10 protein-coding genes are annotated in these 15,403 nt (G+C 67.1%); 1 reads left to right on the forward strand and 9 read right to left on the reverse strand.

The features are described 5' to 3' along the window. Positions 1–98: 98 nt before the first annotated feature. Positions 99–2,279 carry a TonB-dependent receptor gene (locus ACIQ7H_RS02880; protein WP_395788186.1) on the reverse strand — a complete coding sequence of 727 codons (2,181 nt, stop codon included), beginning with the start codon at positions 2,277–2,279 and terminating at the stop codon, positions 99–101. A 178-nt stretch (positions 2,280–2,457) separates the two neighbouring features. On the opposite strand from ACIQ7H_RS02880, the gene ACIQ7H_RS02885 reads away from it, so the two are divergent. Beyond that, the gene (locus ACIQ7H_RS02885; RefSeq protein ID WP_395788188.1) at positions 2,458–3,771 is read left to right on the forward strand and encodes a GntP family permease; all 1,314 of its coding nucleotides are present in this window, start codon (positions 2,458–2,460) and stop codon (positions 3,769–3,771) included. An 81-nt stretch (positions 3,772–3,852) separates the two neighbouring features. On the opposite strand, the gene ACIQ7H_RS02890 is transcribed toward ACIQ7H_RS02885, so the two are convergent. From ACIQ7H_RS02890 to ACIQ7H_RS02925, 8 genes are all read right to left on the reverse strand, one after another. Beyond that, entirely contained in the window at positions 3,853–4,965 is a 1,113-nt protein-coding gene (locus tag ACIQ7H_RS02890; RefSeq protein WP_395788190.1) for a DUF4397 domain-containing protein, read from the reverse strand. A 178-nt stretch (positions 4,966–5,143) separates the two neighbouring features. After that, positions 5,144–6,448, reverse strand: a complete 1,305-nt coding sequence (locus ACIQ7H_RS02895) for a sensor histidine kinase (RefSeq protein ID WP_395788192.1) — start codon at positions 6,446–6,448, stop codon at positions 5,144–5,146. Positions 6,449–6,848: 400 nt separating this feature from the next. Further along, a complete protein-coding gene (locus ACIQ7H_RS02900) occupies positions 6,849–7,574 on the reverse strand; it encodes a response regulator transcription factor (RefSeq protein ID WP_395788194.1) in 726 nt (241 codons plus the stop codon). Between the two features lie 369 nt (positions 7,575–7,943). After that, positions 7,944–12,182: a protein kinase gene (locus ACIQ7H_RS02905; protein ID WP_395788196.1), complete on the reverse strand. Its 4,239-nt coding sequence runs from the start codon at positions 12,180–12,182 to the stop codon at positions 7,944–7,946. Positions 12,183–12,188: 6 nt separating this feature from the next. Further along, the gene (locus tag ACIQ7H_RS02910) at positions 12,189–13,445 is read right to left on the reverse strand and encodes a WD40 repeat domain-containing protein (protein WP_395788198.1); all 1,257 of its coding nucleotides are present in this window, start codon (positions 13,443–13,445) and stop codon (positions 12,189–12,191) included. 104 nt (positions 13,446–13,549) lie between these two features. Further along, complete coding sequence (locus ACIQ7H_RS02915; protein ID WP_395788200.1) at positions 13,550–13,867, reverse strand: Mpo1-like protein; 318 nt, start codon at positions 13,865–13,867, stop codon at positions 13,550–13,552. Positions 13,868–14,100: 233 nt separating this feature from the next. After that, positions 14,101–14,820, reverse strand: coding sequence for a M48 family metallopeptidase (locus tag ACIQ7H_RS02920; RefSeq protein ID WP_395788202.1), 720 nt, complete (start codon positions 14,818–14,820; stop codon positions 14,101–14,103). Next, complete coding sequence (locus ACIQ7H_RS02925) at positions 14,817–15,239, reverse strand: hypothetical protein (protein ID WP_395788204.1); 423 nt, start codon at positions 15,237–15,239, stop codon at positions 14,817–14,819. Before ACIQ7H_RS02925 ends, ACIQ7H_RS02920 begins: the two co-directional genes overlap by 4 nt. Positions 15,240–15,403 lie beyond the last annotated feature (164 nt).

Below are 15,403 nucleotides of genomic sequence, written 5' to 3' on the forward strand. Positions count from 1 at the left end.
GGATTGGGAGATCAAGCACACTGCAAAAAAAGACGGCCGGCCTTCGTTCGAAAGCCGGCCGGCGCGGGGAGCGCGATCAAACTGTCGGTGAACGGCGATCAGAACTCGTAGTTGGCAGTCAGGCTGACCGTACGCGGCGCGCCGTAGAAGCCGGACAGCACGCCGAGCGCACCGATGTTGTAGCCAGTGGTGCGGTACTCCTTGTCGGCCAGGTTGGCGCCGTCGAGCGAGAAGCGCCAGGGGCCGGCGGTCTGCCAGATCAGGCTGGCCGACACCAGGCCGTAGCCGGGTTGCTTGATCGCCTCCGAGAGGTCAGTGGTCGGGTACACCTCGTCCTGATAGCTGTAGCTGAGTCGACTGGTGACACTGCCGCCGCTGGCCAGCTGCAGGGTGTGCAGGCCGGTGATCGCGGCCGAGAACTCCGGCGCATTGGTGAACTTCTGCGCGTTGGCGACATTGGCTCCGGAGGTGATGAACTCGTCGTACTTGGCGTCCAACCAGGCGAAGTTGCCCTGCAGGCTGAAGCTCGATGACAGCAGGGCCTGATACTCGAGCTCGACGCCCTTGACCGTGCCCTTGCCGGCATTGGCGAAGTCGCCGAAGAAGGTCGGAGGCGTGCTGCCTGGCACTTCGGTGAACACCGACAGCTGGATGTCTTTGTAGTCGCTGTTGAAGTAGGCCAGGTTGACGAACAGGCGCTCGTCGAGGAAGGCGTTCTTGGCGCCGATCTCGAAGGTGGTGACGGTTTCATCGTCGAACGGCAGGCGTGAGCGCGGCACTGCGACTGCCTGCGCTCTGATATTGAATCCGCCCGACTTGAAGCCGCGGCTGGCCAAGCCGTACAGCAACACCTGGTCGCTCAGCTTGTAGTCCAGCGAGATCTTCGGCGAGAAGTTCTGAAAGCTGATCGAGTCCTCGAAATCAGCCGCCACCACGCCGCTCGGGCGGGTGAAGGTCGCATCGGTGTAGCCGATGTTGTAGACGTCGACCGACTTCTTCTCGTCGGTGTAGCGGCCGCCCAGGGTCAACGCCCACTGCGGTGCAAAGTCCCAGGTGAACTCGCCGTACAGGGCCACGCTGTCGGTGTCGACCGTGCCCTGGGTGTCGCCGAAGGACAGCCCGAAGAAGTTGTTCAGCACCTGGCCGCCGGCCGAGCCGCTGAACCAGTACAGCCCGGTCACACCGCGCACCGCGCCGCCGGTGTCGTAATTGAGCTGGAATTCCTGCGACAGCTGATCGTCGGAGTAGAACGCTTTGACGTCGGCCAGAGTGTTCGGCAGCGTATCGAAATCGATATTGGTTTCGGTGTCGGATTCGCGGTAGGCGGTGACCGATTTCAGCACCCAGGCGTCGCCCAGGTTCCAGCTCAGCGTGGCCGAAGCCCCGAGCATCGAGGTGTCGTTGATGTTGGGCATGCCGTTGCGAACATCGAAGCGGTCATCCAGCGGCAGCGCGGTCGGCGCAAACCGATTCCGCGCCAGCAGCTGCGCACCGCGCACGCCGCTCTGATCGTCCATCCAGTCGACGCTGAACTTGGCGGTGAAGTCCGGCGAGCCGACATAGCCCAGGCTGGCGCGGGCGGCCAGGATTTCCTTGTCGGACACTTCCTGCTGGGTGATCACGTTCTTGCCGAAGCCATCGCGGTTGAGCGAAGCCACCGCCAGCCGGCTGACCCAGCCGCTGCCCAGCGGCAGGTTGACGCTGCCCTTGGCGTCGAGCTGGTTGTAGCTGCCGATCGTCACCGAGCCCTTGCCGTAGAACTCCTCATCAAGGTCCGAAGACACGTACTTGATCGCACCGCCGATGGTGTTCTTGCCATACAGCGAGCCCTGCGGACCGCGCAGCACTTCGATCCGCTGCACGTCGAACACATCCAGCAGCGCGCCCTGCGGACGTGCGATGTAGACGTCGTCCAGATACAGACCCACGCCAGGGTCAACGCCCCACAGGGGGTCGCTCTGACCGACTGCGCGGATGTATGCCGTGAGCGTGCTGGACGAGCCGCGCGCGGCATACACGGTGAGGTTGGGCACGAAGGCGTCGAGGTCACTCAGGTCCTGCACGTCGAGCTTGTCGAGACCATCGGCGGTGAACGCGGTCACTGCCACCGGCACGTCCTGCAGCGATTCCTCGCGCTTGCGCGCGGACACAGTGATCGCGCCGAGCGTGGTGGCCTTGGCTTCGTCGCCTTGCGCGGCGCTGGCGGCGGACTGCGCCGAGACGGCATAGGGTGCGACCAGCAGTGCACCGATGATGAAGCTGAGCGGCTTGCGCGTCATTGTGGATTCCCCTCCTCAGATGTGTACGGCGGGGCTGTGGCCGGACAGCGCAGCTCCCGATGCTGTGCAGCCTAGGCGGCAGCTGCTGGGGCAACACTTGTACCTTCGTACAGTGACGGCCCGCACGCCGCGACCCGAATACTCGCGGCCACTCCTAGATGCCGTGCGCTCCTTACCCATGCTCAGCCTGATCGGGCTCGTCACCGCCCTCGCCCTCCTGATGCTGCTGACGATGCGCGGCATGAACCTGTTCGTGGCGACACCGCTGTGCGCCCTGCTGGTGGCGATCACTTCAGACATCGCCTTGCTGCCGCCGCTGGCTGTGGAAGGTCAGGCCAATGTCATCAGCGCTTATATGGGAGGCTTCACCAGTTTCATCGCCAGCTGGTTCTTCATGTTCCTGCTCGGGTCGATCTTCGGAAAACTGATGGAGGACACCGGCGCCGCCGACAGCGTGGCGCGCTGGATCATCAACGGGATCGGCTCGCATCGCGCCGCACTCGCCGTGGTAGTGGCCTGCGCGATCCTTACCTACGGCGGCGTCAGCCTGTTCGTGGTCGCGTTCTCGGTTTATCCGACCGCGCTCGCCCTGTTCCGCGAGGCCAATCTGCCGCGGCGCTTCATACCGGCCACGCTGGCTTTCGGCTCGGTAACCTTCACCATGACTTCGGCCGGCTCGCCGGAAATCCAGAACTGGATCCCGATCGAGTACCTCGGCACCACGCCTTGGGCGGCCTGGCAGGCCAGCCTGATCACCGCACTGTTCATGGCCGGAACCGGCTACGCCTGGCTGGTCTGGATGCTGAAGCGGGCCAAGCTGCGCGGCGAGCAGTTCGAGGCACGCGCCAACGACCCGCTACCGGTCGACATCGCCCTGCCTGCGGTGTGGAGGGCGCTGGTTGGCCCCGCACTGGTGCTGGCGGTGAGCTTCGCATTCCACGACAGCCTGCAAACCTCAGCCCTGATCCTTGCCCTGCTGGCCGGCTGCATCGGCGTGTTCGTGTTCTGTTTTCGCTCCCGGCGCGATCCCGGCCAAGCCGTGGCCGATGGCAGCACCGGCGCGTTGATCGCAATCGGCAACACAGCCGCGGTGGTGGGATTTGGCGCGGTGGCGAAAGTGGCGCCGGCTTTCATGCTGGTGGTGGACTGGGTCACCCACTTGCCTGGCGGCGGGCTGGTCAGCGCCGCGGTGGCGGTCAGTATCGTTGCCGCCATCACCGGCTCGGCCTCGGGTGGGCAGGTCATCGCGCTGCCGATCCTCGCGCCGATCTTCCTCGGCCAGGGCGTCAATCCCGAGCAATTGCACCGCTCGGTGGCGATCTCGTCGGGCGTGCTGGATTCACTGCCTCATAACGGCTATGTGGTGACCACCATCCGCGCAATCTGCGGCGAAACCCACCGCGTCGCCTACGGACCGGTGGCGGCATTGACCGTGGTCGTGCCGGGTGCGGGTTTGATCGTCTGCCTGCTGCTGTTCGCGCTCGGCGTGTAGCGCATCCGGTGATGCGTGAGTAAAACGCCGCGCGGAACCGCCCGGCAAGCCGCCGGACGGGTCCGTTGCAACAAGGTCGGACTACAGTGAGCACGCTCCGGACGGCGTCAGGTTCGACAGCGGCACGTTGCGTACCGGCTGGCCGTCAAGGCGGATTTCAGCGACTGCAGTGGTGCAATTCTCGAAGTTCAGCACGACCCGACCGACCGGTGCTGTCTGCACCGGGTTGTTGGCGAGGAAGCGGCCGCCGGTGCTGCTGAGGATTGTCAGTACCGCGCTTCTGCTGTTGAAACCGCCGTTGGCGGTGGCGGCAGCGCCTGAGTTCGCGCCGGCGCTGTCCAGGGTGTACCAAGTCTTGTTGCCCTGGGCGTCATAGGTGTACCAGCTGCCCAGCAGACGGTTCTCGTTCGGCTTCGGCGTGAACGCAAAGCCCTGGCCGCTGAATTCGGGGGTAAACCAATGGCCGCTGACGCTGGCGTCAACCGGCGTTTCGGTCGGCAATGCGCCCAGCGGCAGGGCGGTGAAACCGAGCCGTTGGTTGACCCCGTCACCGGTAGCGAGCACCGACAGCACCGCGCCGGCCGGCAAGTCCACCGGAGCCAGATCGATCAGGTTGCGGCTGCCGTCGGGGCTGGCCACTTTCAGGTCGTAGTTGCCGGCCGGAATCTCCAGATAGCCGCTGGCGGCGAAGAACGGCACCGAAGCCAAGCCGCCGACCACGGCGCCGCGGTCGGTGCGGATCGACACCGCCGTGCTGGCGGCGTTCGGCCCGAACGGCGCGGCGTGGATCACCCGCAGCTTGAGGTTGCCTGCCGCCGGCGCGCGGTTGTCATCCACCAGCGCCTGCAGGGCCAGCGGCTGACCACTGGCGCCACCGGTGGCGAGCACCGTGTAATCCGTGTTGTCGGCCAGGGTCACATTGGCGCTGATCGCAACGGTCGAAGTACCGGCCGGAAGTACCTCCAGACGGTATGCACCTGGAGCCAGCGGAATATAGGCGGTGAAGCTGCCATAGCGGACATTGGTCAGAGCGGTGGCACCATTGATGCGGACATCGACCGCAGTCGCTGCGAGATCATTGCTGAACGGGGCGAAGTGGCCGACCAGCACGCGCGCATCGGCAAGCGCGAAACCGGGAGCTGCGAGGGCAAGGCCAGCAAGAGCGATGGCAACGGAACGATCGAGAGCTTTCATGCGGGGTTCTCCTAAGGGCAAGCGCGCAAATACGCGCATCGGCTTTATATCCGCACAGATGTCAATCTGATCTGCAGTAGAACTCAACGATTGATGAAGACCTTCTCACTGACTTGCCACGCCCGTGAACTCAGTGTGCGCGGCGAATCAATGAGGTGTGATTCAGCAGGCCAGAAACCTAGTCGCCGACCGCCTGCACATCCGGGAAGCGCACCCGCGCGATGGTGCCGACGGCGGCCTCGCTTTCCATCGTGACCGGCCAGCCGAAGCGGGTGGAAAGGCGGCGCACGATGGTCAGGCCGACCCCTTGCCCGCCCTCCTTGCGCAGCCCGCCACGGAAGAACGGGTCGAAGGCACGATCGAGTTCATCCGGCGTCATGCCGCAGCCGGTGTCTTCGACGCTGATGTGGTCGGGATGGATGTGCACCACCACGCTGCCGCTGTCGGTGTAGGCGCAGGCGTTGCGGATCAAGTTGGACAGGATCACCCGCAGCACCCGCGGGCTGCCGTGCAGCGCAAACGCAGCGTGCTCATGAATGCTCAGCTCAACCGGCTTGTCACTCAGCAGCGGCCGCGCTTTCTCGACTTCGTCGGCGACCACTTCATTGATGACGAAGTCTTCTTCGGGCAGGCCCTGATCGCCTTCTCTGGCAAGGATGAGGAAAGACTCGATCAGGGCCTCCATGTCGCGGGCGGAGCTCAGGATCCGCTTGATCTGGCGCTTGGCGTAGGGCGGCAGATCCTCCTCCGCGCACAGCACGTCGCAGGCAATGCGGATGACCGTCAGCGGGCTGCGCAGCTCGTGACTTGCATCGCGGGTGAAATCGCGTTCGCGCTCGACGAAGGCTTCGATTTGCGAGGCGAAGTCGTGCAATGCATGCGCCAGCACCAGCACCTCGCCTTCCACGTCCAAGGGCAGCTGCTCAGGGGCGAGCGTCTCGAGGTTGGGCTTCTTCGGGTCCCAATGCTGGACCACGCCGGCCAGCCAGATCACCGGCGACACAGCGCGCCGGGAGATCCGATAGGTGCCCCAAGCGATGATGTAGATCACCACCAGCACCAGCACCAGCGGCACCGCGCCGAAGAAGAACGCCAGCGCATTGACCTGCTCGGCGTCGAACACCAGCAGCAGCCGGCCGTCCGCGCTGTCCTCTACCAGCACCAGCGAACCGCCGCGCGCCTGCGGCAGGCTGTGATAACCGGCGCTCAGACCACGCAAGTTCGCCGGCAGAACGTCTTCAGCCTGCCCCGGCCGCTGCAGGAACCCGCGCATATTGAACGTGTCCGGCAACGATGCCTGCGGATCGCGCGCCAGACGCTCATGGAAATGCCGCGCCTCATCGGTCAGGGCACGCTGGATCAGCACGTCTTTCAGCACCGCCGAGGCGCCATACACGCCAAGCACGGTGGCGCAGCTGATCGCCGCGATCTGCAGAATGAAAGCCGCCCAGATCTTGCGACGCAGGCCGGTGGAGATACGCATTGACGGAGCCCGGGGGATGGATTGCGGTGGGATGTTGGTCGAGGGGATTAGCGAATCGCGATTCGGGATTCGGGATTCGGGATTCGGGATTCGGCATGCAACAACAGTGGGGCGTCGAACCGTGGACTGCGCTGCTGCGCTGATCGCCTTCAGCCGCGGCCGCGGTCACACCGACTTGAATCCCGGGACCGGGATTCGGGAGCTGGGATGCAACGACATACGCCGTCAAGCCGTGGGCTGCCCTGCTTCGCTGCTCGCCCCAGGCCGAGGCCGCAACGGCTCTGAATCCCGAATCCCGAATCCCGAATCCCGAATCCCGAATCCCGAATCCCGAATCCCGAATCCCGAATCCCGAATCCCGAATCCCGAATCCCGAATCCCGAATCCCGAATCCCGGCCCTCAACCGACCCGCTGCGCCGGCTCGGTCTCAAGCTCGGCCAGACGGTAGCCGGCGCTATGGATGGTGTGCAGCAGCTGGCGCTCGAACGGCTTGTCGATCACCTTGCGCAGGTTGTAGAGGTGGCTGCGCAGGGTGTCCGAATCGGGCAAGGCGTCGCCCCAGATCTCGCGCTCTATATCGCGCCGGCTGACCACGCGGGGCGACTCGCGCATCAGGATGGTCAGCAGCTTCAGGCCGATCGGCGACAGCTGCAGGTCGCGACCGGCACGGGTCAAGCGCAAGGTCGCGGTGTCGAGTACGAGGTCACCGACCTTGAGTACTTCAGCGCTGACCTGGCGACGGTCGCGACGGATCAGCGCGCGCACGCGGGCTTCGAGTTCCTGGATCGCAAAGGGCTTGACCAGATAGTCGTCGCCGCCGGCCTCAAGCCCGCGCACCTTGTCGTCCAGCGAATCACGTGCGGTCAGCATCAGCACCGGCGTCGACTTCTTGGCCTCCTGGCGCAGGCGACGACACACTTCAAGTCCGTCGATGCGCGGCAGCATCAGGTCGAGCACGACGACGTCATAGCTGTTCTCGACCGCCAGCCGCAGGCCGTCTGCGCCGTCGCTGGCATAGTCGACTCCGAAGCCTTTGCGCTCCAGATATTCACCGACCATCTCCGAGATGTTGCGGTTGTCTTCGATCAGCAGGATCAGGCCAGCGGATTCTTCGCGAGATTTCATGGTCGTGCTCCGGGGGTGGGATTTCACGGACGTGAATAGAACACCGGCGCGGTGATTGGGGTGTGAACCGTTGGACATCGACCCTGCACACCCGCACCGCACCCGCCACCGGCGGCACAACCCGAGCCACGCCCACGGCAACCTGCAGCGTTTTTGGGGCCACCACGCTTGACGATGCCGAATGCGGTCGTTGCCGCCATACGAGTCCCAAGTGCACCTGCGCAGGGCGAGACCAGTTCGCTCGCGGGCGGCAGCGGGGCTCTTGGCCGCCGCGCTCAACATGCCTACCGACAGGTTGCATGGCTGCGCGGCAGGATGCGCCGCCGCCACTAGCAGCGCCCTGCACACTCTCGTTGCCCACCCGAACGATCAGTAGACGCTGGCGGCCAGCAGCAGCGGCGTGGCGCCTGGGGCGTCCAGCTCGATCGCTTCCGCAGACGCCGCCGCCGCAGGCCGCTCCACCCGCAGCCGGTACACCAGCTGATGCGGGCTGCCACCGCCGCGCTGGCGGGACTCTGCAGTACGCAGCGCGAGAACCAGCTCGGCCAGCGGCTGGTGCGCGCGGGCATCGCGATGCAGCTCGCCGTCATAGGACGTAGGCACCTCCAGCACAGACTCGGCGAGCAGACCGCCGGCCGCATCCAGCCAACGCAGACGCAGGCCACCGGGCGTCGGCACCTGCTGGTTGGCCAGCAGCAGGCTGAGCCCGCGCATCGAACCTGCGGGCAAGGCGATCGCCGCGCTGCGCTCAGGAAAGCGCGCAGCACCCAGGGCGCGGCCCGCAGGCGCCAGCTGCAGCGCCGAGCCGAGCACAAATTCCTCGCCACGCAGGCGCAACCTGCCTTGAGGCCAGGCCGCACTGTCGGTGATGCCGAGCCCGCCGCGGCTGCCCTGGAAGCGCTGGCCGGGCGCGACATTGGCGTGTGCGGCAAGGTCGAGCGCGCTGGCCAGAGCGGGGGCAGTAAACACGCTCGCGCCCAAGCGGGTTCCAGCATCTGCTGGCGGCGGACCGAAATCGCGCTCACGCCGTCCCGACGCGCGGTTCGGCGCGGCGTCGATGTCTGCGATGATCGAACCCGCAGAGGCTGGACCGACCCTGGCTGCGCTGACAGGAACCTGGACAGCAACGACGGCTCCAGAAGCAGACAACGCGCCACCAGTGGATGACAGGCGGCCGTCCGTCAAACCGCCCGTTGATGCCGCGCTCAGCGCCGAATCAGCTTGCGGCGCCAGGTCTTCGGCCTCCTGCAGCAGGGCGGACACGGCGCGTGCATCGGCCAGGAACGGCAGCAGCAGGCGACGGCCGTAGTGGCTGCGCGCCTGCAGCTGGCGGCCGTCAGCGCTGAAGGCGAGCTGGGCCAGCACATCGTCCTCGGCGATCCGCAGCGGCTGCAGCGGCGCCAGCAGCTGACCGCGATGCAGGTCGATCCAGAGCACGCCGTCGCGCGCGCCGAGTGCCGCCCAATGGCGATCCGGGCTGATCGCCGCGGCCTCGCCGGATTCGCCGCCGAAGTTATGCAGCTCGAAGCGCTTGCCGTCGCGATACAGCGCCGGCCGCGGGCCGTGACCCAGCCAAGCCTCGCCCAGGTCGAAGACCCGCGCGTGCGCGAATGGCGTATCGATGCGCTGGATGCGCTCGGCGCCGCCACGGCCATCCAGCCGCCAGTGTTCCAGCGTGGCCGGCAGCAGCAGGCTGCGGCCCAGGGTGGACAGCAGCAGATCATCGGCGCGATCGGCGCGATCGGCGTCCACGCGAAAGCCGGCGTCACCGATGAACAGTTCACCTGCGCCGGTTTGCAGCACGGCGCGCTCGGCACCGCTGGACGTGTCCAGCACGCGCAGGCTGCGTCCCTGCCACAGCAGCAGACGGCTGCCGTCGGCAGACAAACGCAGCCCGCCAGGCAGGCCGGCGCTGCGGAAGGCCGGGCCGATCCAGGCGCGACTGACGATGTCGAGGCTGCGCCATTCGATCGCCAGCGGTTCTGGGTCGGCAATCCAGCCGACCAGGGCGCGTGGTGCAGACGCCGCCAGCAGCAGGTACTGCGCGCTGTTGGGCAGCTCGATCGCGCCCAGCGCGCCGCCGCGCTCGCCGATAAGCAGCTGCGAGCCGGCGGCATACACCTGCCGCTGACCGTCGGCGGAGAGCTCCATCCGATACGCGGGCGCGGTCGGCAGCGACTTCAGCGTGGCCGACAGTTCAGCGTCCGAGGGCAGCTGCGCGGACGACAGCGCCTGCACATCGCCCGGCTGCAGGCTGCTCGCGACCAGCCCGGTCTGCGCGGCCGGCAGCCGATACAGCTTGAGCTCGCCCTCGCTGCCATGGCTTGCCATCAGGCCGCGCTGCGGGGCCAGCGCGGTGGCCTGGAAACCGATCACCGCGCCGCGATGACGCAGCAGGCGCAGCGCGCGAGGCTCCAGCTGGCCGCTGGCGGTTTCAGTCAGCTGCCACAGGGCCGCACGACCATCGTTGGCGAGCAGCCAGCGGCCGTCAGGATCAAGCGCCGCGGAGTTCAAGCCGGCGGCGCCACTGCGGATGCGCGGGCTGGCCCAGACCATTTGCTGCAGATCGAGCACACGCACGCTGCCACCGCCGTAGGAGACCACCAGCCGCCTGCCGCTGAAGCCGACATCGACCACTGCACCCTCGCCTGCCTCGCTGAACATGCTGGAGACGCCCGCCTCCACATCGACCACCCGCAGCTGGCCATCGGCACTGCCCAGCGCCAGCCAGCGACCGCTGCTGTCGGCGCCCCAGCTGAGCAGTTCGGTTTCACCGCTGAAGGCATGCTGCTGCAGCACCGCGCCGCTGGCGGCGTCGAGCAGCTCCACCGCCTTGAAGCCCTGGATCGCGCAGGCCACGCGCGGTCGCTGTGGCAGCAGCAGACAGTGCTGCGTACCGGGCCGATGAAACAGCGCGCCGCGCGGCTGCCAGGGCTCAACCTGCCACAGCTGCAGCTGTTCATCCGATGAACGCAGCAGCGCCTGGCTGCCGTCGATGCTGTAGCTCGCCGCGACGAAGTTCTCGAACGCCGGCGGCGGCGTGCTCAGCACGCCGCTCGCCAGCTCGACGCGATGCATGAAGCTGGTGTCCGGGCGCACCACGCCCGAGCTGCCGCTGGGGTAGAGCAGCGCATGCCGCCCATCACTGGCCGGCACGATCCGGCCGACATAGCTCGCGCCCCAGGGCGTGGGTGGAAACGTTGGCTGCAGCCGCCAGCGCTCGCGCTCGCTGCCGGTGTCCAGCGCCACCAGCTGACCGTCGCGGAGCCCCGCCAGCAGCACATCGCCTTCTTCGGCAAAACCGAGCGCGCGGCCCTCGCCTTTGAAACTCCAGACCGCGATCGGCCGCGGCGAACTGTTCAGCAGCAGGCCGATGCGGTGCCGATCCGCCAGCGCCGCCGCGCCGTCGTCGCTGGCCCCGGCTTCGCGCACGTTGTCGACCAGGTCCGGCAATCCGGCCAGGCCATCGCCGCGTTCGGCGGCCGCCAGTGCGGCCGCGCGGCGCGCGTCCCACAGGGTGTGTTCGGCCAGCACGCGATTGGATTCGGCCTGCACCCACAGTGCGGTCGTTGCGGCCAAACCGATCAGCAGAGCCAGCAGCAGCCCGGTCGCCAGCGCGGCGATGCGCGGCTCGCGGCGGGCCCAGCCGCGCAGACGCTCCCAGCCGCCCCGCCGACGCACGCTGACCGCTCGACCGTCGACGAACCGCTGCAGATCATCGGCCAGCGCGCGGGCGCTGGCGTAACGCCGGGCCGGGTCGGGCTGCAGGCAGTGCAGACAGATCGCCGCAAGGTCAGGCGCCTGCTGCGCCAGCGCGCCGGGCACCGCATCGATGTCCCAGCGGCGGGCGGTGCCATCGGCATCGAACACGATCGGCGCGCGCCCGCACAGCAGCAGGTAGAGGATCCCGCCCAAGCCCCACACATCCGTAGCCGGGCTCAGCGCGCCGCGCAGTTCGGCCTGCTCGGGCGCCATGTAGCCGGGCGTTCCCGCTGCAATGTTGTCGGTGGCCTGCGCCTCGCCCAGCCCACGCGCCAGCCCGAAATCGCTGACCTGCGGCTGCCCGCGCGCATCCACCAACACATTGCCCGGCTTCAGATCGAGATGCAGGGTGCCGACCTGATGTGCGTACTCGACCGCTTCGGCAACGGTGCGCATCAGCCCGGCCAGCGCGCGTGCGCTGGCCTGCGGATGCTGACGACGCCAGTCCTGCAGGGTCGGTCCGCGCACCAGGCCCATCGAGAAGTAGTACAGATTCTCGTGGCTGCCGATCTCGTACACCGGCACGATGTTCGGGTGCTGCAGGCGACCTGCGTGGCGGGCCTCGCTGCGGAACTGCGCGACCAGTTCCTCGCCCAGCGCCGCATCGAAGCCCATCAGCTTCAGCGCGACCTCTCGATCGAGGCTGATCTGGCGCGCGCGGTACACCGCGCCCATGCCGCCGACGCCGATCCGCTCCAGCACCTCGTAGTCGCCAAAGTGGCGCTCGGCCGCATCTTCAAGATTCAGATCCCGCGCGCGCCGCAGCCGCACCCAGTGGCTGACCGGCTGGGTCGGCGTATCCAGCGCCTCGGCGCAGCCGGGCTCAGTGCTCGGGTCGACGCTCATCCAAGGTCAGCCGGCGACCGCGCCATCGAATGCGTAAACGCTGCCGTTGTCGCTGCCGGCGGCGACCGTACTGCCGTCGGCACTGAGCTGGATCGGCCAGCTCATGTCCGAGGTCGGGAAGCTCCACAGCAGTTCTCCGCTGGCGGCATTCCACAGATAGAAGTCGCCCGGCGTGCCGTCGGGATGCCCGTCGGCCAGCGCCAGCGCGCTGCCGGTCGCGTCGAAACTGACCGAGTTCGGCGAGCGCGCCGTGCTGGCGGTCCAGATCAGGGCCGCGTGCGAATACATGTTGTGGAACACCGACACACTGCCTGCACTGCCGACATTGCCGGCCACGCCGATACGGCCGCCGTCGGCGCTGCAGGCCACGCCATAGATGGTGGTGGCGCCGCCCGGGATCTGCACCTGCCAGGCCGGCGCCAGCGCGCCCGCGGCCATGCATTTGTCGACATTGAACGCGAACAGCAGGCCATTGTTGGCTCCTGCAAACGCCCAGCGCCCGTCGGCCGAGAGCGCGGCGAAATGCAGATAAGCCGAATTCGGCACCTGCCAGCGCAGGGTCTGCGTCGGCACGCCCTGACTGATGCCGAACAGGATCACCTCACCGTGGTAGCTCGCCACCAGACCCGCGCCGGCCGCAGCGTCCAGCGCGGTGACCAGCGCAGTGTCGCCGGCGGCCGCGGCGGTCAGCGGGAACAGGCTCGGCGGCGCGCTGAAATCTCCGTTCGGCGTGCGCGCGAACAGATAGCCCTGATCGGCGCCGGCCAGCAGCAAGCGGGCGTGGCTGTCGAGCGCCACCACATTGCCGCGGCCAGGCAGTGCGAACTCCAGCAGCGACGCGCCATTGCCGACCACATAGGCCGCGATGAAGCCGGCGTAATTCGGGCTGCCGCTGCGCCAACCGCAGCTGGCCACCACGCTGGCATCGCCCGCCATCGCCACCCAGTACACGCCCTGCCAGCCGTCGAACTCCTGCTGCATCAGCAGCTCGCCGGCGCGGTTCCAGACGTAGGTGCCGAAGGTGCCGTACTGGCTCGGCCCGCTGCCGGCCTGCGCCGGCGTTGCCGCGCTTGAAGGCAGCGCCGCCGCCACTCGGCCGGCGAGTTTGGCTTCGCCACCGGTCGCCTGCGCGCTGGCACTGCTGCCGTAATCGTGGAAGAAGGTGCCGGCGACGATGTGCTCACCGTCGGCCGAGATCGCCACCGAGTTGATGTAGAAGCCCGCATGGGGCACGCGGGACCACAGCGGCGTGGCGATCGGCATCGGCTGAACCTGGATGAGCACCGCAGATCGCGGCGGCGTTGATGCTGCCACAAGCACAGGTCATATCAACGACTGCCAGGGCTGTCGGCGCGACGCGCTCGCCTTCAGAACGGAATGCGCCCAGTCAGCAGATCGCGGTACATCACCCAGTCGCCCATGAACGAGTACAGCGGATGCTTGAAGGTCGCCGGGCGATTCTTCTCGAACACGAAATGGCCGACCCAGGCAAAGCCATAGCCGCACATCAGCCCGGCCACCAGCCACAGCGGATTGAAGGTCGACACCGCCAGCAGCAGGCAGATCAGCGCCCCGCTGCTGCCAACAAAATGCAGCCGCCGGCAGGTGCGGTTGCTGTGCTCACCCAGGTAGTAGGGATAGAACTCGCGAAAGCTGGCAAAGCCGGTGGTGGCGGGGGTGTCCATGCAGGCGCTCGGTGGCGGCGGATCCGACCCACACGGTGCAGAGCACGCGTGCGGGAATCAAGCTGCGCTGCGGCGAGAGAGGTGTGGGGCGCGTGAGATCAGGGCTGCAGGCGCAGGAAACGGCGTTTGAACTCCACGCGGGCCCACTGCTGCACGCTGCTAACGTCATGCTCCGGGTGTGATGGCGAGATCTACGGCGGGGACCAGCGAGTCACCCATCCGGCGCAAACGCGCTAGCGGCTCTCCCGACCCTCGGCAGCCAGCGGCAACGCATTCAACTCGGCGCGCGCCTCCTTCCAGCTGGGATAGTGACGGTCCAGCAGCGCGACGAAGGCCGCTGAATGGGTGGGCTCGAGCAGATGCGCCATCTCGTGGACGATGACGTACTCCAGAAGGTCCCTCGGCTTTTTCACCAGCTCGGTGTTCAAGCGGATATAGCGCGCATCCGGATTGCAGCTGCCCCACTTGGTCTTCATGCGCTGCAGAAAGTAGGCCGCCACCTTCACGCCCAGCGTCGGCTCCCAGCGCGCGATGAGCCCGGGCACGGCTTGATGCAACAGCGACTTGTGCCAGTCGTGCATGACCCGCGCTCGCAGAGCGCTGTCGCTCCCCGGGCGCACGGTGAGCATGATCCGGCGATGGTCGAGCCGCACCTCGGGCCGAGCTTCGCGCTCTTCCACCGTCAACAGATAGCGCCGACCCCAGACGTGGTGGCTCTCGCGGTTCTGGAATCGACGCGGGGCCTCGCGCGCCTGGCCGGCAAACCGCTCCTGTTGCGCGCGTATCCAGCCCAAGCGGGTAATCGCGTAGGCACGGGCCACCTCGCTTCGCGTGCCGGGCGGCGCGACCAGACTCACTCGTCCCTCGGGCGGATGCACCGACAGATGCACATGCTTGACCGGCTTGCGGGTGAACTCGATGGCGATCTCGCCGAGACGAAGAATCTCGATCATCGGTAGCCCTGCAGATTCTTGATCAGCTCGAACAGCGCGCGGGTAGCCTCGCGGTTGCGGTTCATCAGCGGAAACAGCGCATTGAGCACTTGGGCTTCGCGCGCCTGATCACCGCGCCAGCCGGCCGGGGCACGCTCAAGCATCATCCGGTCGATCTCTGACGCCAGCCCCGCCAGATCGGAGTAGCCCGCTTTAGCCTCGGCCGCCCTGCGAGCCTGCGCCTCCAGGCCAAGAATGTCTGGCAGATTGCGGTAGATGACCTGGGCCTCATGCCGCCCCTGCAGAATCGACGGCGCATCAGAATCTGCGGGCTTCTCTGCGAGCTGGCGCACCAGTGCCTCGGCCTTGCGCAGAAACTCCTCGTAGGCCGCCGCATCGGCCCGGCTCTGCTGGATCAAGTCTTCGAGCAGCTTGGACATCTCCGCGTAGAAGCGCGGATCGGTCAGTTGATCGCGGACCCTACGCGCCTACACTCCACGAGACAGTGACGCAGCACGTTATCTCTCATTCTAGGGCGGCTTTGTTCGGAGACTCCCATGCCAAAGCCGTTGCGGGTTCGCCCGCCAGAAACATCTTCCGCCGT

This window comes from Aquimonas sp., from assembly GCF_044377145.1.
Taxonomy (GTDB): domain Bacteria; phylum Pseudomonadota; class Gammaproteobacteria; order Xanthomonadales; family Xanthomonadaceae; genus Aquimonas.

Coding starts and splice junctions, on each gene's coding strand:
- ACIQ7H_RS02885 (WP_395788188.1), top strand. CDS start 2,458: ATGCTCAGCCTGATCGGGCTCGTCACCGCCCTCGCCCTCCTGATGCTG.
- ACIQ7H_RS02925 (WP_395788204.1), bottom strand. CDS start 15,239: ATGTCCAAGCTGCTCGAAGACTTGATCCAGCAGAGCCGGGCCGATGCG.
- ACIQ7H_RS02920 (WP_395788202.1), bottom strand. CDS start 14,820: ATGATCGAGATTCTTCGTCTCGGCGAGATCGCCATCGAGTTCACCCGC.
- ACIQ7H_RS02880 (WP_395788186.1), bottom strand. CDS start 2,279: ATGACGCGCAAGCCGCTCAGCTTCATCATCGGTGCACTGCTGGTCGCA.
- ACIQ7H_RS02910 (WP_395788198.1), bottom strand. CDS start 13,445: ATGCCGATCGCCACGCCGCTGTGGTCCCGCGTGCCCCATGCGGGCTTC.
- ACIQ7H_RS02915 (WP_395788200.1), bottom strand. CDS start 13,867: ATGGACACCCCCGCCACCACCGGCTTTGCCAGCTTTCGCGAGTTCTAT.
- ACIQ7H_RS02895 (WP_395788192.1), bottom strand. CDS start 6,448: ATGCGTATCTCCACCGGCCTGCGTCGCAAGATCTGGGCGGCTTTCATT.
- ACIQ7H_RS02905 (WP_395788196.1), bottom strand. CDS start 12,182: ATGAGCGTCGACCCGAGCACTGAGCCCGGCTGCGCCGAGGCGCTGGAT.
- ACIQ7H_RS02890 (WP_395788190.1), bottom strand. CDS start 4,965: ATGAAAGCTCTCGATCGTTCCGTTGCCATCGCTCTTGCTGGCCTTGCC.
- ACIQ7H_RS02900 (WP_395788194.1), bottom strand. CDS start 7,574: ATGAAATCTCGCGAAGAATCCGCTGGCCTGATCCTGCTGATCGAAGAC.